Origin of the sequence: Acidovorax sp. JHL-3, assembly GCF_000526295.1 — a bacterium.
GTDB lineage: Bacteria > Pseudomonadota > Gammaproteobacteria > Burkholderiales > Burkholderiaceae_C > Acidovorax > Acidovorax defluvii.
The window spans coordinates 1,639,234-1,659,302 of the sequence record NZ_JAFU01000001.1; the positions used below are offsets into that span (position 1 = coordinate 1,639,234).

A 20,069-nucleotide genomic window follows, 5' to 3' on the forward strand; every position below is an offset into this window, starting at 1 on the left:
ACTAGCAACGCAGTCGGAACTGTCTGTCACGCGCATCCTTGCGCTGGCTTCTTATCCAGTCAAGGTCGTAGTAAAGACTACCTGCACGCCCCATGCTGTCTAGGTGCCTGACTCGCTCGTCAAGTGCTTCGCACTGGGACTTTCGACCGGGGTGTTCTGGATGTTGTTGGAGGTACTGTGTGGGCGCTGCCGGACGCGTCGCCGCGTGCTGTGCCTGGCGCATCTGTCGATTTGCCACGATCACTTGATTGTCCCAAGTCATGTTTTTAGGAACGCGCTCTGTCCGCTCCAAGGCCCACCCCCGGGTGCGGCACGCTTCGGCGGTCCAGTACCGCGCCCCTTGCTGGGTTGCGCAGAAATAAATGAGTGTTGTTTTCGGCCCTTGGGGGTCAGACACAGCAGGGGACGCGTCAACCTCTTTGCCGCCTTTGCACGGCTCACTGGAGTAGGTGTTCCCACACCGATAGACCTGAGCCGAGGCATCTGAACTGAGCCCCAAAAGTGCAATTCCAAGAAGCATGAGCATCGCCAGAATGTATCAAAGGGTGCTGCTGGCGTGTCCGGATTGCCAGAGGCAGTTCGTGTGACAGCACGAAGCCAGAAACAACAAAGCCCCATCGCTGGGGCTCTGCTTTGTGACGTTGGTCTCGAACTGTGTGGGCTTTGGCGGTTTCCATGCGCAGGCTGGTGGAGTGCCTTGGACCGCATGAAAACCCGAGATCTGGCGGAGACTGTGAGATTCGAACTCACGGACGGTTGCCCGTCGGCAGTTTTCAAGACTGCTGGTTTAAACCACTCACCCAAGTCTCCGGGTTGGAAGCCGCATATTCTAGCCGCCCGCCAGCGTCGCCGCGTGCTGCACGCGGTTGGCTTTCCATATGGCCGCTGTGCGCGTGCCAAAGCTACGCGGCTTCACATGCCCAGTGACCTGAGCAGTTCGTCGGTGTCGCTGGAGGGCACGGGGGGCAGGGGCACTTCGGCGTCTGCGTCGGCGCGGGTTTGCGCCATCAGCGCGTCGGGATCGGGGGTTTCCTGCGGCTCGAAGTCATACAGCTTGATGAATTCGGTGCGGTCGATGGCCAGCTCCAGATAGAAGATGTTGTTGTTGCCGGTGTAGAAGGTGACGCGCCGGGCCTCAGGCTTGTCCAGGTTGGCGTCCACGCTCAGCATCACCTGCTTGTTCAGCACCAGCATCTTGGGCTGGTTTTGCGTGATGTGGGTCTGCAGCTCGCGCCGCACCTTGCCGGTGAAGTCGCCCACGACCTGGTTCATGAGTTCGCCCATCACGTTGCTCACTTCGTCCGAGGTGTACGACGTGACCAGGTCTTCTTTTGACATGCCCATGTTCAGCAGATAGCTCTGGTAAAGCTCCATGGCGGCAGGGGCCGAAAAGTTGATGATTACCAGCCCCGAGAAGCCGCCATCAAACAGCACAAAGCAGCCAATGTCGGGTTTGAGGCAGGTTTTGCTGATGCGCTGCACCATGCCTGAATAGTGAATATGGCCGTGTGTGGCCACGTTCAGAACGCGGGTGACTGAATTGCACAGGCTGATCAGCAGGTCTTCGGTGCCGTAGACGACGGATTTTTCTGGGGTGCTCATGGTGCGAAATGGATGGGGCTGAGGAAGGTGGCTTGTGTGCACAGCATAGGCGACGAATGGGTTGGGGCGCCAGAGATTTGCCGGGTTGCATGCGCAGTATCACCCGGGGCCGGGTGGGCGGGTGCCTTGGCGGGAGGTGGCGGCCCGCACCGGGCGGGCTGGTGGGCGTCACATGCCTGTCAAACGCCCTCCACACACTCAGCCCCTTCTTCAACCTTTGGGCCTGTTCATGCTGGAACCCTCTTTTTGCCAACCGACCCGTATTTCACGCAGCGTGGCCCGCTTTGGCGCGCTGGCCCTGGCGGCCATCCTTGCCGCCTGCGGCGGCAGTGACGACGATGGCTCCGCCAATGCGGGCGCCACAGCCACGCTGGCCGTGCTGGAGACGACCGACCTGCATTTCAACGTGCGCAGCTACGATTACTTCAAGCTCGCCGAAGACAAATCCTACGGTTTCGAGCGCACCGCCACGCTGGTGCGCGCCGCGCGCAAAGAATTCGCCAACACGTTGCTGGTGGACAACGGCGACACCATCCAGGGCACCGCGCTGGCCGACTACGAGGCCACCATCAGCCCCATCCCCTGCACGCAGCAGCTGTCGATGTACAAGGCCATGGGCGCGCTGGGCTTTGACGCCGGCACGCTGGGCAACCACGAGTTCAACTACGGCCTGCCCTTTTTGAACCAGGTACTGGGCGGCGGCCTGGATGTGGAAGGCGTCGATGCCACCAAGAAATGCGCGGGCGCTGGCTATCCCATGGCGCTGGCCAACGTGTACAGCAGCAAGACCAAAAAGCCGCTGGTGCAGCCCTACACCATTCTGGAGCGCACCTTGACCGCCAAGGGCGCCGACGGCAAGGAAGTGAAGCTGCCCATCAAGGTGGGCGTGATCGGTTTCACCACCCCCGGCATCATGAACTGGGACAAGCGCTACCTCGAAGGCAAGGTTTACACCGAAGGCGCCGTAGAGGCCGCCACCAAATATGTGCCCGAGCTGCGCGCCAAGGGCGCCGACGTCGTGGTGGCACTGCTGCACGGCGGGCTCGACAGTGCCGCCTACTCGCCCACCATGGAGAACCCGGGCCTGCACCTGTCCAAAGTGGCGGGCATTGACGCCATGGTGATGGGGCACCAGCACAGCGTGTTCCCCGACACGGCGGCCACGCCCTCATACCGGCAGGCCGGCGTGGACAACAAGGCTGGCACCATCAATGGCGTTCCCGCCGTCATGGCCAGTTCGTGGGGCAAGTCGCTGGGCGTGATCCAGCTCGCCTTGCAATGGGATGGCAGCAAATGGGTGGTCAACAAAACCGCCAGCAAGAGCGAGCTGCGCAACACCCAAAGCAAAAACGCTGCCGGCGCCACCGTTTACGTGGAGCCCGATGCCGCCGTGGCGCAGCTGATCGAAACGCAGCACCAGGCCGCTATCCAATATGTGAAGACACCCATTGGCAGCACCGACTTCCGCATGAGCACGCTGTTTGCTGACGTGGGCGACCCCGGCGCCATCCAGATCGTCAACCAGGCGCAGCAGGCCTATGTGGCCGCCTACATCAAGGCCAGCCTGCCGCAATATGCGGCGCTGCCGGTGCTGTCGGTCAGTGCGCCGTTCAAGAGCGGTTTTCAGGGCGGGGCTGACTACACCGACGTGGCCGTGGGCCCGCTGGCCATCAACAACGCGGCGGATCTGTACCTCTACCCCAACACGGTGTATGCCGTAAAGGTGAATGGCGGCGACATCAAGAACTGGCTGGAGGCCGCTGCCAAGCGCTTCAACCAGATCGACCCGGCCAAGACCACCGAGCAGTCGCTCATCAGCACCTTCCCGGGCTACAACTTCGACATGTTCACCACGCCCGACCTGCAGTACGAGATCGACGTGACCCAGCCCGTGGGCAGCCGCATCAAGAGCCTGACCTACCTGGGCAAGCCGATTGACGTGGCGCAGGAGTTCGTGATCGCCACCAACAACTACCGCGCCACCAGCGGCAAGAGCTTTATCGACAAGCTCGACGGCTCGGGCACCATCTGGGCTTCGCCGGATGCCAACCGCGACGTGGTGATCGACTACATCCGCAAGAACCCCACGGTGACCCGCGCCACCAATGGCGCAGCCAAAAGCTGGCGCTTTGCCAAGGCGACAACGGCCGGCCCGGTGGTGTTCAGCTCGGGCGCCAATGCGCTCAGCGTGGCGCAGGCGGCAGGCCTGACCAACGTGTCGCTGCTGGCGGCCGATGATGGCTTGGGCAAGGGCACCTCCAAGTACGGCATTGACCTGTCCAAATAGCCTGTCCCCGGCATAGCGGCCGCAAGCGAAGGCAGGCAGCCCGTTTCCGGTGGCATGGCGGGTGTTTGCTATTAAATAAATAGCTGCTAGTGCATATACAGCATGCGCTAACGGCTATTTTGCTATGTATTTCTTTGATTCACGGGCTTGAGCAGCACCACCAGTGCCCCCGCGCCGCCATCCATGGGCCGTGCCTGCACAAAGGCCAGCACCTCGTTTTTTTGTACCAGCCAGCGCTGCACCCGGCTTTTGAGCACGGGGCTTTTGCCCGGTGATCCCAGACCCTTGCCGTGCACCACGCGCACGCAGCGCAGCCCCGTCTTGTGCGCGTGGCGGATGAATTGGCCCAGGGCCTCGCGCGCCTCGTCCACGCGCAGGCCGTGCAGGTCGAGCTGGCGCTGGATGCTCCAGTGGCCAGAGCGCAGGCGGCGCGTCACTTCCACGCCAATGCCGGGGCGCCGAAAGCTGAGCTGGTCGTCGGTGTCGAGCAGGGTGCTCACATCGAAATCGTCGCTGATGGATTCGAGCAGCACGCGCTCTTCGTCCAGCCAGTGTTGCACGGGCAGCGGTGGGGGCAGGCGATGCCGCAGGCGCGCCAGGTTGGGATTGCGCAGCGAGGTCACCGGCCCCACGCTGCGGCTGAACAGATGGCGCTCGGCCTCCAACCGGGCAGCGGCCTCGCGGTGGGCCTTGGCCTGTGCTTGGGCGCGTTCGTGCTCCTCGCGCAAGAGGCGGGCCACGCTGGCCAGGTCGTGCAGATCGTGAATGCGCAGGCTGGCGCGGCGCGGCGCCGGGGCGGTTCGGCGGGTTTTGGCTGGCGCGTTGTGTGGGGGGCGTCGGCAGCGGGCGCCGGGGTGGATGGGCGGGCCTTTTGGGCCATTTGTCTGGCGGCCTGGCGTGCCGCTGCGGCAGCAGCGGCGGCACGGCGCACGGCCCTTGCCGCAGGTGTGGCGCCCGCTTCGCCCGAGCGCGGTGCGGTTGCTGTTGGCTGCGCGGGGGCAGGTTCAACTGCCAATGGGTCTGCGGGAACAGAGGGCTTGGCTTTTGCCGCAGCGCGCGCCAGCGCCATGGCCAGTGCGCCCGGGCTGTCTGGCGGCGCGGGGCCCTTTGCCGCAGACCGGGCCGGCATCACACCAGCCCTTTCTCGGCCATCGACAGGGCCTGGCCCGGCGCAACGATGAAATGGTCAAGCACGCGCACGTCCACCAGCGCCAGGGTGGCTTTCAGGGTTTGTGTCAGGGCCTCATCGGCCCGGCTGGGCTGCACGCTGCCGCTGGGGTGGTTGTGCGCCAGCACCACGGCCGCGGCCTGGTGGTGCAGGGCGCGCAGCACCACCTCGCGCGGGTACACGCTGGTCTGCGTGAGGGTGCCCCGAAAGAGTTCTTCCATGGCCAGCAGGCGGTTCTGGCTGTCGAGAAACAGCACGGCAAAAACCTCGTGCCCCTTGGCAGCCAGGTGCAACTGCAGGTAGTGCCTGACGGTTTCGGGCGAGTCGAACACCTCGCGCTCGCGCAGTTGCTGGGCCAGGGCACGGCGGGCGAGTTCGAGCACAGCCACCAGCTCGGCACGCTTGGCCGGGCCCAGGCCCTTGATGCGTTCGAGGTCGGCAGCGCTGGTGTGCAGCAGACCGGCTATGCCGCCAAAGCCACCACCGAGCTGACCTGTGGCGTCCACCGCGGGCGGGTCGAGCAGCTCTTGCGCCATCTGCAGCACGCCCTTGCCCACGATGCCGGTGCGCAGCAGGATGGCCAGTAGCTCGGCATCGGCCAGTGCCGCAGGGCCGCGTGCCAGCAGTTTTTCGCGGGGCTGGGCATCGGTGGGCAGGTCTTTGAGGGGCATGGCGCTGGTTGTTTGACGCCAGTCAGGGGCCGACGGGCGTAGGGCTTTGCCCGGTTTTCTACAATATGACCCAGTTTATCGGGACTTTCATGACCTCTACCGCTGCTTCCCTTCCCTCCGTCCAGTCGGGTTCTTTCCTCACGCTGCACTACCGCCTGGCCGGTCCGGCGGGGGATGTGATCAACACTTTTGAGGACAAACCGGCCACCTTGTCGCTGGGCACGGGCGAGCTTTCGCCTGCCATGGAGCAGCACCTGCTGGGCCTGCCCGAGGGCACGCACGCCACGTTCGAGCTGGCCGCCGGCGAAGCCTTTGGCGAGCGCAATGCCGACATGCAGCAGTGGGTGGCGCGCAAGCTGCTCAACGAGCTGGGCGATCCGGACGAAAAATACAACGTGGGCGACGTGGTGCAGTTCCCCACGCCCGACGGGCAGGGCAGCTACGCCGGCGCCGTGATGCAGGTGCGCGATGACGGCGCCGTGCTGTTTGACTTCAACCACCCGCTGGCGGGCCAGCCGGTGACGTTTGAAGTGCAGATCATCGGCGTGCTCTGAGCCATGCAGAAACCCCAGGAAATCCTGCTGGCCGAGCCGCGCGGCTTTTGCGCAGGTGTGGACCGCGCCATCGAGATCGTCGAGCGCGCGCTGCAAAAGTTTGGCCGCCCGATCTACGTGCGCCATGAAATCGTGCACAACACCTATGTGGTCAACGACCTCAAGGCCAAGGGCGCAATCTTCATTGAAGAGCTTTCGGATGTGCCGCCCGGCGCCACGCTGGTGTTCAGTGCCCACGGTGTCAGCCGCGCCGTGCAGCAAGAGGCGCAGGCGCGTGGGTTCAACATCTTCGACGCCACCTGCCCGCTGGTGACCAAGGTGCATGTCGAAGTGGCCAAGCTTGCCAAAGAGGGCTACGAATTCATCATGATCGGCCACAAGGGCCACCCCGAGGTGGAAGGCACCATGGGCCAGCTCGACCACGGCATCCACCTCGTGGAAGACGTGGCCGACGTGGCCCGCGTGCAGCCCGCGCAGACCGAAAAGCTGGCGGTGGTGACGCAGACCACCCTGAGCGTGGACGACGCCGCCCAGATCTCTGCCGCCGTGCGGGCGCGCTTCCCTTTGGTGCGCGAGCCCAAGCAGCAGGACATTTGCTACGCCACGCAAAACCGGCAGGACGCCGTCAAACTGCTCAGCCCGCAAGTGGACCTGGTCATTGTGGTGGGCAGCCCCACCAGCTCCAACAGCAACCGCCTGCGCGAGCTGGCGGCCCGCCTGGGCACCACCGCCTACATGGTGGACAGCGTGGACGAGCTGCGCCACGAATGGTTTGACGGCATCTCCCGCGTGGGCCTCACGGCGGGTGCATCGGCGCCCGAAATTCTGGTGCAGCAGGTGATCGACCGCATCAAGGCGCTGGGCGCGGTGTCGGTGCGCAAGATGCAGGGCATCGAGGAAACCATCAAGTTCCCCCTGCCCAAGGGCCTCAAGATTGACCCCAGCACGGGCCTTGAAATCACCGAGCGCCTGCCCGAGACGGGGCCAGCGGGGCATTGAGCGGCAGGTTGTGAATGCTATTGAAATAATAGCTATCAGCGCTTGATGGGCGTGCGCTAGAGGCTTATTTCACTTAAATTTTTGCGCGGCACACACTACAGTGACACCGCGGGGCCGCTCCACAAATCCAGCGGCGGATCGGCCGCCACGGCCCGCAAAATGTCGGTGCGCGCGATGAAGCCAGCCAGCACGCCGGCTTCGTCGGTCACCGGCAGGCCTGGCAGCCCCGTGTCGAGCAGCACGGCGGCCACGCGGCGCAGTTCGGTATCCGCGGCCACGGTGGGCACGGGGCTCACCATCACTTCGGACACCGGGCGGCGCGCCAGCTCAATGGCCTTTTTCACGGCGCCGGGCTCGGGCAGCAGGTCCAGCGGTGCCATGTCGGCCCGCAGCAGCAATCCGATCACGCGGCCCAGCGCATCGACCACCGGAGCCTGCCCCACCTGGCGCTCGGCAAGGATCTGCCACGCATCGTTTACGCGCATATCGGGGGCCACGCTGAGGGCGGTTGTGGTCATCACATCGCGCACCTCGGTCAAGGGCTGGCGTGCCAGCTGGGGGCCTTGCTCGGCCTGCGAATAGGCGCTGACCGCGTCCTGCATGCGCAGGTTGACAGGGGCGGCTGCTGGCTCTGGCGTGGGTGCGGGGCCGGGGGCGAGTGTGCCGTCAACATCCGGGCCACGCGTGCGCAGCGCCTGCGGGCGCGCCACACGCCGCACTGCTGCGATGTGCGCCAGGTTTTCGGGCCCGCCCCGGTACATCTGGCCCGACGGGCCGAACACAAAGAACATGGTTGCCTCCTGCGGGCAGCATGCCGCCCGTATGACCCATGTTATCGGCACGGCCAGCCATCAAGTACAGCGCCACCTGTATCCGGGTGTGGGCTTGCACTGCACGGCGCTACCCAACGCTAGCCAATGCAAGCCAATGCAAGCCAACGCTACCCAGGGCCACCCGGCACGGCCCTCTAAACTGTTTCGCTTTACTCGCCCGGAGCCCTTGCATGATCAACCGCGCCGCCATCGCCGCCGCCCGCCGCCAGCTGGCCACCCAGCCCGATTTTTTGCGCACCACGCCGCTGATGCGGGTGTCTGGCCGATCCCTGGGTGTGGACTGCGGCGAAGTCTGGCTCAAGCTGGAGCACCTGCAGGTGGCCGGCAGCTTCAAGGCGCGCGGCATGCTCTATCGCCTGCTGGCCAACCCGGTGCCCGAGAGCGGCGTGATCATCGCCTCGGGGGGCAACGCTGGTATTGCGGTGGCAGCTGCAGCCCGGGCGCTGGGCGTGCGCTGCGAGGTGTTTGTGCCCGAAGTCTCGCCCGAAGCCAAACGCGCCCGCCTGCGGGCCCTGGGCGCCGAGGTGGTGGTGACCGGTGCAGCCTATTCCGAAGCGTTTGAAGCCTGCGTGGCCCGCCAGCAGGCCACCGGCGCCCTGCAGGCCCACGCCTATGACCAGCCCGAGGTGGTGGCCGGTGCGGGCACCCTGGCGCTGGAGCTGGAAGAACAGGGAGGTCGCCTGCCCGACACGTTGCTGGTCAGCGTGGGCGGCGGGGGCCTTATCGGCGGTGTGGCCGCCTGGGTGGAGAGCCGCGCCCATGTGGTCGCGCTGGAGCCCGAACGCGCGCCCACCCTGCACGCGGCGCGCGCCGCAGGCCAGCCGGTGGACGTGGAGGTGGGCGGCCTGGCCGCCGATTCGCTGGGCGCCCGCCGCATTGGCGCCATTGGCTGGGAGGTGAGCCAGCGCCATGTGCACGATGCGCTGCTGCTGTCCGACGACGCCATCCGCGCCGCCCAGTTGTGGCTATGGCAAGAGCTGAAACTGGCCGTAGAGCCCGCCGCCGCCCTGGGCCTGGCGGCGCTGCAAACCGGCGCCTACCGGCCCCAACCGCAGGAAACGGTGGCCCTCATCCTCTGTGGCGCCAATTTTGATCCAGCCAGCCTCACCTGAGCCAGAAAGCAGCCCATGCAACGGGCGCGGTCCATGCCAGTGCACCCGTGGAACCGGCTTTGCCGGGCCACCGGGTGCGTCCCCCTCGGGGGAAGGCGCGAAGCGACTCAGGGGGGCTTAGATTTCGACTCAGGGGGGAACTAAAATCCAGCAATGCTTGACATTCTTCTTCTCCGCAAAGACCTCGACACCGCCATCGCGCGCCTGGAAACCCGCAAAAAACCCCAGGCCTTCCTGAACGTGGAAGCGTTTCAGGGGCTGGAATCCGAGCGCAAGACGCTGCAGACCCGCACCGAAGAGCTGCAAGCCCAGCGCAACCAGCTGTCCAAGCAGATCGGCATGCTCATGGGCAAGGGTGACAAAGACGGCGCCGAAGCCGCCAAGGCCCAGGTGGCAGCGTCCAAGGTCGAGCTGGAACAATCCGCCGCGCGGCTGGAGCAGATCCAGGCTGAGTTGCAGGCCATGCTGGCTGCCGTGCCCAACCTGCCGCACGAATCCGTACCCGTGGGCAGTGACGAGGCGGGCAACGTGGAAGTCCGCCGCTGGGGCGCCCCCGCCACCTTTGCGTTCGAGGTGAAAGACCATGTGGACGTGGGCACGCCGCTGGGCCTGGACTTCGACATGGGCGTCAAGCTTTCGGGCTCGCGTTTTACCGTGATGAAGGGCCAGATCGCCCGCCTGCACCGTGCCCTGAGCCAGTTCATGCTGGACGTGCAGACCCAGGAGCACGGCTACACCGAGTGCTATGTACCCTACGCCGTGAATGCCGATTCGCTCAAGGGCACCGGCCAGCTACCCAAGTTTGAAGGCGACCTGTTCGCGGCCAAGAAGGGCGGGCAGGACGCCGAACCCGTGCCCGACAATGCCGCGCTGTATCTCATCCCCACCAGCGAAGTGCCACTGACCAACTTTGTACGCGACGTGGTGGTGGCCGAGTCCGAGCTGCCCATCAAGCTCACGGCCCACACGCCGTGCTTTCGCTCCGAGGCGGGCAGCTATGGCCGCGACACGCGCGGCATGATCCGCCAGCATCAGTTCGACAAGGTCGAGATGGTGCAGATCGTGCACCCAGACAAGAGCTACGAAGCGCTGGAGCAAATGACCGGCCACGCCGAAGCCGTGCTCCAAAAGCTGTGCCTGCCCTACCGCGTGATGAGCCTGTGCACCGGCGACATGGGCTTTGGCGCCGCCAAGACCTATGACCTGGAAGTGTGGCTGCCCGCGCAAAATACCTACCGCGAGATCAGCTCGGTGAGCAACTGCGAGGCCTTCCAGGCCCGCCGCCTGCAGGCCCGCTTCAAGAACGCCCAGGGCAAGAACGAACTGGTGCATACCCTCAACGGCTCGGGCCTGGCCGTGGGCCGCACGCTGGTGGCCGTGCTGGAAAACTACCAGCAGGCCGATGGCAGCGTGACGATTCCGGAAGCGCTGCGGCCCTACATGGGCGGGGTTGCCGTATTGGCCCCCTGAAAAATCCTGCTAGAATCGCAGGCTTCGACACACAGGAGAGGTGGCAGAGTGGTCGAATGTACCTGACTCGAAATCAGGCGTAGTGGCAACACTACCGTGGGTTCGAATCCCACCCTCTCCGCCAGTATGCACAAGGGTTTGTTGCTATTAATTTAGCAGCAAACCTTTTTTGCTTTTGGCGTCGGTACGGGCAGGTTGCACCGCGTCCGACACTCGCGTGGTTACCATGTGAAACCGCCATGTTCGGGGCCTGGCCAGTGGACTCGCGGGCACTGAGGCTACAGTCCCAAGTTGGTACCCAAACCATTGCAAAGCATGACCACATCTGAGCTGAGTTTGTTCAAGGCTGCCTTCATGCAGTCCTGGAATGCCATCGTCATCACCGACGCCGATCGTGCGGCTGGTTACCGTGTGCAGTTCGCCAATCCAGCCTTTTGTGCGATGACAGGCTATGCGCTGGACGAGTTGCGCGGGTGCACGCTCCAGATTCTCCAAGGCCCTGACACCGACCCTGCCGTGATTGACGACCTGCGCGCCTGCCTCAAGGAGGCTCGGTACTTCGAGGGCACGACGATCAACTACCGCAAGGATGGCGCGAGCTACGTGGTGCACTGGAATATCTCCCCGGTGCGCGACGACGAAGGTGTGCTCACGCATTTTGTGTCCGTGCAGCAAGATATTTCCGATATCGTGCGCGCTGCACAAGAGAACCTGCTGCTTGCGCGTGCGCTCGACGCCACCAGCGACCCTGTGGTGCTGACCGATGCGCGTGCACGGATCACCTTCGTCAACACGGCCTTTGCGAAAGTCACTGGGTACACCGTCGATGAAGTGCGGGGGAGAACGCCGGCCATGTTTCAGTCCGGAGCGCACGATGAGGCTTTCTACCGTGCCCTGAGAGCATTCCTTGATGCCGGAAAAGACTTCCGGGCCACCTTCATCAATCGGCGGCGCGACGGCTCGCTTTACCACTCTGAGCAGAGCATTTCCCCAGTGTGCGACGACAAGGGGCGCGTAACCCACTATGTGAGCGTCAGCAAGGACATCTCCGAACGCGTGGAGAAAGAGCAGACCCTTCTTCACGAGGCAAGTCACGACAAGCTCACCGGCCTTCACAACCGTCGCTATGGTGAGCAGACCCTTGGCAAGGCCATCCTCGCGGCACACAAGCACGGCCGGTCACTCACGCTGCTTGTCTGTGACATTGACCACTTCAAGCAGGTCAACGACCGCTTCGGCCACCTGGCGGGTGATCGCGTGCTTCGCGATGTAGCGCACATCCTGCGTTCGGCGGTTCGCAGCCGAGATTGCGTCATTCGCTGGGGTGGTGAAGAGTTTCTGGTGCTGCTCGAACATTGCGAGCAGGCGCCAGGCGTGTTGTTGGCCGAACGCATTCGGCACCGCGTTGAAGCCCATCACGACGCAGACGTTGGCAAGGTCACGCTGTCGCTGGGCTTGGCCACGCTCAAGCCCGACGAAACGATGGAGCAACTCATCGCCCGCGCCGACGAAGCCCTGTACGAAGCCAAGCATGGAGGGCGCAACCGGCTTTCGATTTCGCAACGGCAAGGCGATAGCCCGGAGAGCATTTCCAGCCCTACGGGCTGAAATCAGTTGCCAATGGCTTTTTGGTGTCGCGCGCGTGCACATGACCGGGCCATGCCGCAGCGAAGCAGGCAATCACGACACTGGCTGAGGCCAGTGCCTGTTTCAAACACCCAAGGGATGCCCTGCATAGCTCCCTGCGGTCTGTGCTAGCGCGGCCTCGGGCGGTCCCCTGCATTGCTTTTCTTGCCAATAGCCGAGCTATTGGCCGCAAAAAGACGCCTTGTGGCCCATCCCGATCCGCACCACCACCGACTCGCGAGGGTTATGCAGGCCATCCCAAGGGCCTGATCGGTGCGGTCAGTGTTTGTGGTGGCGCGCACCCTTGCCATGGTGCTGGCTGCGCAGCTCTTCCAGCCGGGCGCGCAGGGCGGTGTCGGGCACGAGCGCGCTGGTGGCTTGCCCCGCATAGATGGCACCGTCGTTCCCGTCGAGCGTGATCACCTCGTTTTCGGCCAGGGTCTTGCTGCCGATCTGTACGGTGCGGGCGGCCTCGTCGATGTGCAGCGCGGTGCAGCCGACCAGGCAGGTTTTGCCCATCTGCCGTGCCACCACGGCGGCGTGCGAGGTGCGGGCCCCGCGCAGGGTGAGCAGGCCCTGCGCGCCCTGCATGGCGGCGATGTCGCTGGTTTCGGCGTCCTGGCGCACCAGGATGGCGGGCAGGCCCTGCTGCACCAGGCGTTCCACCGCCTGCGCATCGAGCGCAATCGCGCCCGACACCACGCCTGAGCACGCCGGGTTGGCCTGGGCCAGCGGGGCGGGCGCGTTGTCGGGGTCGTCGCTGGCAACCATGCGCACGGTGCCCAGCGCGGCGGCGTCGATGGCCTGGGTGCGGTGCAAGGCCTCGGCGCTGTCGATCAGCCCTTCGTCCAGCAGGTCGAGGGCGATGCGCGCGGCGGCCAGCGGGGTGCGCTTGCCCGAGCGTGTTTGCAGCATGTGCAACACGCCATCCTGCACGGTGAACTCGAAGTCTTCCATGTCCTGAAAATGCTGCTCCAGCGCCTGGGCCGAGGCCTGCAGCTGCTTCCAGGCTTCGGGGGCCACGGCGGCCAGCGTGGCGTGGCCATGGGCGTTGCGCCGGCCCGAGACCACGTCTTCGCCCTGCGCATTGGCCAGAAAGTCCACCCACAGGCGGGGCTCGCCCGTGCTCGGGTCGCGCGTGAAGCCCACGCCAGCACCCGAATGCCCGCCGGTGTTGCCAAACACCATGCGCTGCAGAATGACGGCGGTGCCCATGTCGGCGTCGATCTGGTTGATGCGCCGGTACTCTGCGGCTTTGTCGGCGTTCCACGAGGCAAACACCGCCTCGATGGCGCCCGAGAGCTGTTCCTGCGCATCCTGCGGGAAGGGGCGGCCCGCATGGGTTTCGTACAGGGCCAGAAAGCTGCGTGTGAGCTGGCGCAACTGGCTGAAATCGAGCAGCCGCTCATCCTGGCCCTGGGTGACTCGGGTGATCTCGGCCTCGAACAGGCTGGCGGGCAGCCCGGCCACCACTTCGCCGTAGCTGGACACCAGGCGCCGGTAGGCGTCCCAGGCCATGCGCGGGTTGCCGGTCTGGCGCACCAGGCCGGGCAGGGTGTGGTCGCTCAGCCCGATGTTGAGCAGGGTTTCGAGCATGCCCGGCATCGACACCGGGGCGCCCGAGCGCACCGACAGGATGAGCGGGTTGCGGTCGTCGCCAAACAGCAGGTCGGTGCTTTCCTCCAGCGCGTGCAGACCCACGGAAAACACTGGCAAAAAACAATCCTGCGGGGCGTGGGTGTAGTGCGTTCCGATGACCAGTGCCACCGGGACGTTGAGCCCGGCCTGGGTCATGCGGTGCAGGTTGTAGCCTTTGGCACCCATGGTCTCCGGCGAGGGCTTGTGCAGGTGCTGGCTTGCGGGTGTGCGCACAAGGTACAGATGCTTGGGCAGACTGGAGCTGGATTTCATGCCGACATTCCCGTTCTGTTGAGCACCATCTGGCGCAGTGCATAGCCGGCCCGCAGCAGGTTGTCGGTGGCGTTTTCCAGCGTGGCGGCCAGGTCGTTGGCCAACATCAGGTCCACCGGGGCGTTGCGCAGGTTTTTGACCATGGCGGTGCGTGCCTGGCGAAACAGCTCGTCGCACTGGCGCTCGGCGCGCAGCATGCGCCACAGGGTTTGCAGAAACAGCTCGCTGTCGGGGCCGTCGGCGCGCTGGCTGGCCTGGCGGGCAATTTCAATGGCCTTGACCTGGTCCTGGATGGCGGCCAGCGTGGTGGCCGCCAGCTGGCACAGCGCTGCGCGCACTTCGGCGGGCAGCCCGGGGGCGGGATGGATGAGTGTGAGCGAGTGCATGAAGGTCGCTTCTTCGAGCGCGTCGGCCACGTCATCGGCCTTTGTCAGAAAGTCCACCACCGGCAGCCAGTGCGCGCGCCGCTCGGCGCGCTGGCGCGCGTCCATGAGCAGGTGGTCGGCCTGGCGCTCCCAGTTTTTGGCGCGCAGCACCTGGGCCTGGGTCTGGGCGGCATCGCCGGGGTTCTCCAGTGCGTCGCACAGGCCCTCGGCCAGCGCGTGCGTGTAGGCGGCGTGCTCGGCCAGCAGGTCGAATTCAAAGGTGCGCTGGCGCAGCATGCGGGCCAGCAGCAGGTGGGCCTCGTCGGCCACCAGCGACACGGGCTGCTGCTGGCGCAGCACCATGCTGGAGATGCGCAACAGCTCCAGCAGGTAGGCGCTGGCGGCGGTTTCGCCCAGCACGTCGTCGAGCCGGTCGCCCACGCGGAAGGCTTCGCTGTCCACGGCCTGCATGGCGTTGTAAACCAGGCGCTCGGCACCGGCCAGCAGCCAGGCCATGTGGCCCCAGTCGTTTTGCGCGGCCTGCGCCAGCAGCTGGTGCGCCCGGGGCTTGCTCACAAAATGCTGCAGGCGCTTGCGGGCCCGGTTCCAGTCGATCACGAAGACGATGCGTGATGCCACGTTCTCCAGGCCGGTCTGCAGCTCGGCATTGCTTTGCGCCTGCAGCCGCGCCTGGCCCACAAGGTAGGGCTTGCCGGCGTTGAGCCCTTCGGAAACCCGGGGGTCGAACACCTCCCAGCCAAAACCCATGTCTTCGAGCATTTGCCGGAAAAACCCGAAACGGCCTGGGTGCAGGTCGGAGTAGGTGAGCGAGATCGTGCTGTCCTGCACCTCGATGACCAGCACGTGGACGTCGTTGGTTCCGATGTCGTTCTGGATCAGCAGCCGCGGGCCGTCGCGCGTGACGGCGGTGTCAAGCCCGGGGTGCGAAAACTTCAGATCGGCGGTGCGGTGCAGGCCGCGCATGAAGGCGCGGATCAGCGGGCGGTCATCGTCCTGCACCTGCCAGGTGTGGGCGCCGTCCACGTCTTCGGTGGCCATTTCACCCGACAGTGCATTGATCTGCTTGTGCAGGTCCATGACCAGCAGGTGCAGGCTGTCGCCGCGCTGGCGGTCGCCGTGGGTCAGTTCGGCCAGTGCGGCGCGGCGCAGACCCTCGTCGTCGGCCAGGGCATGGAGCTGGCGCAGCCAGTGGTCTCGCCGCACGGTCAGCGCGTCTGCGCTGGCCTGGCCGACGTCGCACAGGGGGCGGGCCATGGTGGCGAGGTCGTTTGACAGCGCCTCCAGCAGGTTTTCCATGTGGGGCAGGATCAGCAGGTCGTCGTCGTAGTAAGCGCCGCTCAGCATTTCCGGGGCCCAGGGGGCGTCTTGCAGACCGGCGTGCGCGATGTCCGTCTCCCAGCGTCCTACCGGCCCATCGGGCGTGGACGCATGCTGCGCCGCCGATTGCAGAAGGGTGAGGTACAGCTTGAGCCGGTCGTTGGCCGCCAGGGCAGCTTTGATCCACGCGGGCATCAGCAGCGAGGGCTGCCCCAGGGACGCAACCGCTTTTTCCTTGAGCATCAGGAGTTTCTCCGCAAACACAGGTGGTGTATTAGCGCCTGCACGAATGGCAGGCTGATGACAGCCCCGCAGCGCCTGCGGGGGAATGCGGGGCTCAGCCGCTCAGACGTCCTGCTGCGCCGTCAGGGCGGGCAGGTAGATGCGGCAGAACGCTTCGGGCATGCGCCGCGGCTTGCCGCTGCCCAGCTCGATGCACACCAGATCCCAGCGGCCGCGCAAAAGGGTGGCCTGGTCGCTGTTGCGGATCAGCTGGAAGCGCCGCTCCATGGTCAGCTTGCCGTCGCTGGCCACCAGCCAGGTGCCCAAGGTGAGCGCGTCTCCCAGAACCGAAGGAAGCAGATAGTCGTATTCGCTGCGGCGGATGGCCATGGCGCGGTTCAGGCGGTGGTAGTCGTGCAGGTCCAGGCCCAGGGCCTGCGAATGTGCCCAGGCGACCCTTTCGCACCACTGCACGTACACGGCGTTGTTGGTGTGGTTCAGGCCGTCAATGTCGTGTGCCTGCGGTGTGGCGGGCAGGGTGAAAGGCTGTGGATGGTCCCAAGGCATGCGGGCGATTGTCGCCTGCGCCATGGGACGGCAGGTGTCATGTGAATGACGCTGCAGACCGCGCAGTGGCCGCGCGCTGCGGGTATCAACGTTCAGCGCCCGGGGATCTCCCGCACCAGCCGCATGCCCACCAGGGTGTAGCGCGTCTCAGGGCTGTTCCAGTTGCGATAGCTGCATCGGGCATAAAACGACCAGGTGTGCCACGAGCCGCCCCGGCGCACCCGCACGCTGCCCTCGGCAGGGCCTTGCGGGTCGGTGCGGGGGGACTGGGCGTAGTAATGGTCGCCATGCCAGTCCGCCACCCATTCCCAGGCGTTGCCCAGCATGTCGTGCAGCCCGAAGGCGTTGGCCTGCAGGCTGCCCACGGGCGCGGTGAAGGCATGGCCGTCGCTGCCGGGCAGGGCGTGCTGCTGCCAGCGGGGCCAGTAGGGAGCGGCGGCCTGGTCGAACAGGTTGGCATGGTGCACCAGAGTCTCGGGCGCATCGCCATGCGGGTAGCGCGTGCGGCTGCCTGCGCGGCAGGCGTGTTCCCACTCGGCCTCGGTGGGCAGGCGGTAGCGCTGGCCCTCGGTGCGGCTGAGCCAGGCGGCCAGGGCCTGGGCGTCGTTCCAGGTGACGTTGACCACGGGGTGGCTGTCATCCTGCGCAAACCCGGGGTTGCGCCAGGAGTAGCGCGGGTTGCGGCCTTCAAAGGCATCGCCGCGCGCCGTGGTGGCGGGGTCGTAATCGGGGTTGTAGCCATAGCCACCGGTGCCGTCGGCCTCGGACTCCGGGCGATAGCCCGAGGCTTCGACGAAGCGGCGAAACTGCCCCACGGTCACCTCGTGCTGCCCCAGGTAGAAGGCCCGGCGGATGCGCACCCGGTGCACCGGGGCCTCATCGGTGAGCTCGGTGAAGCGCTTGCGCTCCAGTTGGGGGAAAACCTGGGCCAGCGCACCGGGGGATTCGGCGCTGCCCATCCAGAAGCGGCCTGCCGGCACCTTCACAAAGGCCATGCCGAGCGAGTTGGTCCAGACGTGCGGGCTCTGATCCGCAGGCGGTGCCGCCAGGGCGCAGGCCAGCGGCGTCAGCGCAAAGAGCAGTGCGAAGGTGCGAGATGCCATGGCGTGCCCCGGTAGGGTGCAAAACAATGAAGCCGTGTGAACCCGTGTGACACCGTATGAAGTGGGTAGGGCCGCAGCACTTGCAGGCCATTGTGGCAGCGGTGGCGACGTGGCGAAAGCAAAAATGGCCCCCGGGAAGCGGGAGCCATTTTGTGGTCATTATTGCCTCTAGTGCTTATGGATAAAGCGCTAATAGCTATTAAAATAATAGCGTTTGTGCAGCCCGTCAGGCGTTGGCGGCCTCGGCCAGTTGCTGCAGGGCGGCGGCCACGTCCTGCGGTGGCACGCCTTCGATGGGCGCCAGCTGGCCAGCCAAGGCTGCCAGAGCGCTTTCGCCTTGTTGCTGCAGGCGGGCGATGGCCTGGCCCGCATCCTTGGGCGCGGCAAAGCCCGTGCTTTGCAGCAACAGGCGGCCGTCGGCGGCTACGAACTTGAAATAGAACTGGCCGTCGGCTTCGCGGTATTGCTTGAAGCTGGGCAGGGCGGCCTTGGCTGCTTTGGCGGCCTTGGGGGCTGCACTGGCCTGTGCCAGGCTGCGCAGGCCCACGGCAGAGCGCAGCGAGCGCACAAACGGCGTGGCAATCTGGCGCGCGCGCTCGGCGCCCGCCAGCAGGGTCTGCTCGATCTTCTCGGGGTGGGCCATCAGGTCGTCATAGCGCTCGCGCATGGGCGCCACATCGTGGTCGATGCGCTCAAACAGCAACTGCTTGGCATCGCCCCAGGCAATGCCTTCGGCATACAGCTTGCGCAGCGCCTCGGTTTCTTCGGGCGTGGCAAAGGCCTGGTAGATCTGGAAGAGGGCCGAGCCCTCCACGTCCTTGGGCTCGCCGGGCGCGCGCGAATCGGTCAGGATGCCGCCGATCAGCTTCTTGAGCTGCTCGCGCGAGCTGAACAACGGAATCGTGTTGTCGTAGCTCTTGCTCATCTTGCGGCCATCGAGCCCTGGCAGCGTGGCCACATGCTCGTCGATGGCCGCCTCGGGCAGCGTGAAGTGCTCGCCATACAGGTGGTTGAAGCTGGCCGCCATGTCGCGCGCCATCTCGATGTGCTGGATCTGGTCGCGGCCCACGGGCACCTTGTGGGCATTGAAGATCAGGATGTCGGCACCCATGAGCACGGGGTACATGAAGAGGCCCGCGGTCACACCGTCGTCGGGCTCGCGGCCAGCGGCGGCGTTTTTGTCCTGCGCGGCCTTGTAGGCGTGGGCACGGTTGAGCAAGCCCTTGCCGGTCACGCAGGTCAGCAGCCAGGTCAGCTCGGTGGTCTCGGGGATGTCGGACTGGCGGTAGAAGGTGACCTTTTCCGGGTCCAGCCCGGCGGCCAGCCAACTGGCGGCGATCTCCAGCGTGGAGCGCTGGATGCGTGCCGGGTCTTCGCACTTGATGAGCGCGTGGTAGTCGGCCAGAAAGTAAAAGCTCTGCACACCCGGGCGCAGGCTGGCCGCCACCGAGGGGCGGATGGAGCCCACAAAGTTGCCCAGGTGGGGCGTGCCCGTGGTGGTGATGCCGGTGAGAAAACGCGTGGTGCTCATGGAACGGTGTCAGCAATAAAAGGGAAGGGTCAGCGGAGCAGGGCGGTCAGCGGGGTCAGCAGCAGGTTGATGGCGCCATAGCCCAGCGCCATCAGCGGGCGCAGCCAGAGCGATCCCAGCACCCCAGCCACCACCAGCCCCAGCACGATGAAGAAACCATAGGGCTCCACGCGCGAGACCATGTGCGCCTGCTTCCACGGCAGCAGGCCCACCAGAATGCGCCCGCCATCAAGCGGCGGCAGCGGAAACAGGTTGAACGCCCACATCACCAGGTTGACCAGCACCCCGGCGCGCGCCATTTCAACGAAGAAGCGCTCGTCCACGCCAGTGCCCACCAAGGCCACCAGCAAGATCGCCCACAGCACTGCCTGGATGAAGTTGGATGCCGGCCCCGCCAGCGCCACCCACACCATGTGGCGCTTGGGATTGCGCAGGTTGCCAAAATTCACCGGCACCGGCTTGGCATAGCCGAACAGGAACGCGCCCGAGGTGGCAAAGTACAGCAGCAGCGGCATCAGGATGGTGCCTACCGGGTCAATGTGCTTGATGGGATTGAGCGTGATGCGCCCCAACATGTACGCGGTGTTGTCGCCAAAGTGGCGCGCCGCATAGCCATGGGCCGCCTCGTGCACGGTGATGGCAAACAGCACCGGCAGGGCGTAGATCAGAACAGTTTGGATGATGTTTTCCACCGGGCGATTGTCTCAGGC

At 65.4% G+C, this 20,069-nt stretch carries 16 protein-coding genes and 2 tRNA genes; 7 read left to right on the plus strand and 11 right to left on the minus strand.

What is annotated here, in order from left to right; translation table 11 throughout:
• Positions 1-722: 722 nt before the first annotated feature.
• Positions 723-810: transfer RNA gene (locus tag K226_RS0107770), tRNA-Ser, on the minus strand.
• A gap of 102 nt (positions 811-912) precedes the next feature.
• Positions 913-1,602, minus strand: coding sequence for a DUF3334 family protein (locus K226_RS0107775; protein ID WP_024814267.1), 690 nt, complete (start codon positions 1,600-1,602; stop codon positions 913-915).
• 229 nt (positions 1,603-1,831) lie between these two features.
• Here K226_RS0107775 and K226_RS0107780 point away from each other — a divergent pair, with 229 nt between their 5' ends.
• Positions 1,832-3,889 carry a bifunctional 2',3'-cyclic-nucleotide 2'-phosphodiesterase/3'-nucleotidase gene (locus K226_RS0107780; RefSeq protein ID WP_035241523.1) on the plus strand — a complete coding sequence of 686 codons (2,058 nt, stop codon included), beginning with the start codon at positions 1,832-1,834 and terminating at the stop codon, positions 3,887-3,889.
• Between the two features lie 122 nt (positions 3,890-4,011).
• Here K226_RS0107780 and K226_RS0107785 read toward each other — a convergent pair whose 3' ends face one another.
• A complete protein-coding gene (locus tag K226_RS0107785) occupies positions 4,012-4,629 on the minus strand; it encodes a Smr/MutS family protein (RefSeq protein WP_238324208.1) in 618 nt (205 codons plus the stop codon).
• A gap of 388 nt (positions 4,630-5,017) precedes the next feature.
• Entirely contained in the window at positions 5,018-5,728 is a 711-nt protein-coding gene (gene radC / locus K226_RS0107790; protein ID WP_024814270.1) for a DNA repair protein RadC, read from the minus strand.
• An 89-nt stretch (positions 5,729-5,817) separates the two neighbouring features.
• Between radC and K226_RS0107795 the strand changes: the two genes are divergently transcribed.
• Together K226_RS0107795 and ispH are read left to right on the plus strand one after the other, a co-directional pair.
• The gene (locus K226_RS0107795) at positions 5,818-6,282 is read left to right on the plus strand and encodes a peptidylprolyl isomerase (RefSeq protein WP_024814271.1); all 465 of its coding nucleotides are present in this window, start codon (positions 5,818-5,820) and stop codon (positions 6,280-6,282) included.
• A 3-nt stretch (positions 6,283-6,285) separates the two neighbouring features.
• Positions 6,286-7,281, plus strand: a complete 996-nt coding sequence (gene ispH / locus K226_RS0107800; RefSeq protein ID WP_024814272.1) for a 4-hydroxy-3-methylbut-2-enyl diphosphate reductase — start codon at positions 6,286-6,288, stop codon at positions 7,279-7,281.
• Positions 7,282-7,376: 95 nt separating this feature from the next.
• Here ispH and K226_RS0107805 read toward each other — a convergent pair whose 3' ends face one another.
• Positions 7,377-8,072: an HPP family protein gene (locus K226_RS0107805; protein ID WP_024814273.1), complete on the minus strand. Its 696-nt coding sequence runs from the start codon at positions 8,070-8,072 to the stop codon at positions 7,377-7,379.
• Positions 8,073-8,284: 212 nt separating this feature from the next.
• Between K226_RS0107805 and K226_RS0107810 the strand changes: the two genes are divergently transcribed.
• The 4 genes from K226_RS0107810 (at position 8,285) to K226_RS0107825 (ending at position 12,304) form a co-directional block, all read left to right on the plus strand.
• Positions 8,285-9,226: a threonine/serine dehydratase gene (locus K226_RS0107810; protein ID WP_024814274.1), complete on the plus strand. Its 942-nt coding sequence runs from the start codon at positions 8,285-8,287 to the stop codon at positions 9,224-9,226.
• A 153-nt stretch (positions 9,227-9,379) separates the two neighbouring features.
• Complete coding sequence (serS, locus tag K226_RS0107815; RefSeq protein ID WP_024814275.1) at positions 9,380-10,696, plus strand: serine--tRNA ligase; 1,317 nt, start codon at positions 9,380-9,382, stop codon at positions 10,694-10,696.
• Positions 10,697-10,730: 34 nt separating this feature from the next.
• Positions 10,731-10,820 (plus strand) — tRNA-Ser (locus K226_RS0107820).
• Between the two features lie 191 nt (positions 10,821-11,011).
• Positions 11,012-12,304, plus strand: a complete 1,293-nt coding sequence (locus tag K226_RS0107825) for a sensor domain-containing diguanylate cyclase (RefSeq protein ID WP_024814276.1) — start codon at positions 11,012-11,014, stop codon at positions 12,302-12,304.
• Between the two features lie 297 nt (positions 12,305-12,601).
• On the opposite strand, the gene K226_RS0107830 is transcribed toward K226_RS0107825, so the two are convergent.
• The 6 genes from K226_RS0107830 to K226_RS0107855 form a co-directional block, all read right to left on the minus strand.
• Positions 12,602-14,233: a PEP/pyruvate-binding domain-containing protein gene (locus K226_RS0107830; protein WP_024814277.1), complete on the minus strand. Its 1,632-nt coding sequence runs from the start codon at positions 14,231-14,233 to the stop codon at positions 12,602-12,604.
• Positions 14,230-16,179 carry a DUF47 domain-containing protein gene (locus K226_RS0107835; RefSeq protein WP_024814278.1) on the minus strand — a complete coding sequence of 650 codons (1,950 nt, stop codon included), beginning with the start codon at positions 16,177-16,179 and terminating at the stop codon, positions 14,230-14,232. Before K226_RS0107835 ends, K226_RS0107830 begins: the two co-directional genes overlap by 4 nt.
• Positions 16,180-16,281: 102 nt before the next feature.
• Positions 16,282-16,725, minus strand: a complete 444-nt coding sequence (locus K226_RS0107840) for a thioesterase family protein (RefSeq protein ID WP_155886536.1) — start codon at positions 16,723-16,725, stop codon at positions 16,282-16,284.
• 92 nt (positions 16,726-16,817) lie between these two features.
• Positions 16,818-17,828: a formylglycine-generating enzyme family protein gene (locus K226_RS0107845; protein ID WP_024814280.1), complete on the minus strand. Its 1,011-nt coding sequence runs from the start codon at positions 17,826-17,828 to the stop codon at positions 16,818-16,820.
• A 226-nt stretch (positions 17,829-18,054) separates the two neighbouring features.
• The gene (locus K226_RS0107850) at positions 18,055-19,359 is read right to left on the minus strand and encodes a tryptophan--tRNA ligase (protein ID WP_024814281.1); all 1,305 of its coding nucleotides are present in this window, start codon (positions 19,357-19,359) and stop codon (positions 18,055-18,057) included.
• A gap of 29 nt (positions 19,360-19,388) precedes the next feature.
• Positions 19,389-20,051: a site-2 protease family protein gene (locus tag K226_RS0107855; protein WP_024814282.1), complete on the minus strand. Its 663-nt coding sequence runs from the start codon at positions 20,049-20,051 to the stop codon at positions 19,389-19,391.
• Positions 20,052-20,069: the final 18 nt, after the last annotated feature.

Bases quoted from the DNA above. Each gene is read 5' to 3' on its own strand.
- K226_RS0107775 (WP_024814267.1), bottom strand. From the start codon at position 1,602: ATGAGCACCCCAGAAAAATCCGTCGTCTACGGCACCGAAGACCTGCTG.
- K226_RS0107780 (WP_035241523.1), top strand. From the start codon at position 1,832: ATGCTGGAACCCTCTTTTTGCCAACCGACCCGTATTTCACGCAGCGTG.
- radC (WP_024814270.1), bottom strand. From the start codon at position 5,728: ATGCCCCTCAAAGACCTGCCCACCGATGCCCAGCCCCGCGAAAAACTG.
- K226_RS0107795 (WP_024814271.1), top strand. From the start codon at position 5,818: ATGACCTCTACCGCTGCTTCCCTTCCCTCCGTCCAGTCGGGTTCTTTC.
- ispH (WP_024814272.1), top strand. From the start codon at position 6,286: ATGCAGAAACCCCAGGAAATCCTGCTGGCCGAGCCGCGCGGCTTTTGC.
- K226_RS0107805 (WP_024814273.1), bottom strand. From the start codon at position 8,072: ATGTTCTTTGTGTTCGGCCCGTCGGGCCAGATGTACCGGGGCGGGCCC.
- K226_RS0107810 (WP_024814274.1), top strand. From the start codon at position 8,285: ATGATCAACCGCGCCGCCATCGCCGCCGCCCGCCGCCAGCTGGCCACC.
- serS (WP_024814275.1), top strand. From the start codon at position 9,380: ATGCTTGACATTCTTCTTCTCCGCAAAGACCTCGACACCGCCATCGCG.
- K226_RS0107825 (WP_024814276.1), top strand. From the start codon at position 11,012: ATGACCACATCTGAGCTGAGTTTGTTCAAGGCTGCCTTCATGCAGTCC.
- K226_RS0107830 (WP_024814277.1), bottom strand. From the start codon at position 14,233: ATGAAATCCAGCTCCAGTCTGCCCAAGCATCTGTACCTTGTGCGCACA.
- K226_RS0107835 (WP_024814278.1), bottom strand. From the start codon at position 16,179: ATGCTCAAGGAAAAAGCGGTTGCGTCCCTGGGGCAGCCCTCGCTGCTG.
- K226_RS0107840 (WP_155886536.1), bottom strand. From the start codon at position 16,725: ATGCCTTGGGACCATCCACAGCCTTTCACCCTGCCCGCCACACCGCAG.
- K226_RS0107845 (WP_024814280.1), bottom strand. From the start codon at position 17,828: ATGGCATCTCGCACCTTCGCACTGCTCTTTGCGCTGACGCCGCTGGCC.
- K226_RS0107850 (WP_024814281.1), bottom strand. From the start codon at position 19,359: ATGAGCACCACGCGTTTTCTCACCGGCATCACCACCACGGGCACGCCC.